1 protein-coding gene is annotated in these 337 nt (G+C 61.7%); it reads right to left on the reverse strand.

Annotated elements, in window-relative coordinates; translation table 11 throughout:
- A partial coding sequence (locus JHJ32_RS22730) for a DUF11 domain-containing protein (RefSeq protein WP_200123044.1) occupies positions 1-337 on the reverse strand: 337 nt, incomplete at both ends.

The following is a 337-nucleotide window of genomic DNA, read 5'->3' on the forward strand; positions in this document are numbered from 1 at the left end:
GTTAGGCAACTTACCGATTGTCTCATTCAGGTTACCGCTACCGCTGGTGGCCGGTAAGCTCACCGTACCGCTGGTCACCACCGCCGTCCAGTTTGTTATCGTCGTACCGGCTGGTGCCGTATCCTCCACGTTCACATCCTGCGCATCGCTCGGGCCGTGGTTGGTCACCGTGATGGTGTAGTCCACGCTCTCACCCGGCGTGAACGTTGTCTGCGTGGCATCACTCACCACTTTCACCGTTACGATGTCGGCCTGCGGGTCCGGGGTCAACGGCGTGGTCTCGCACTGCGTACAGTCCGGATTGGGATCCGGCGTCGGTGTGGTCACCGTCACCGCG

This window comes from Parapedobacter sp. ISTM3, assembly GCF_016533505.1.
In the GTDB taxonomy this organism is placed as follows: Bacteria; Bacteroidota; Bacteroidia; order Sphingobacteriales; family Sphingobacteriaceae; genus Parapedobacter; species Parapedobacter luteus.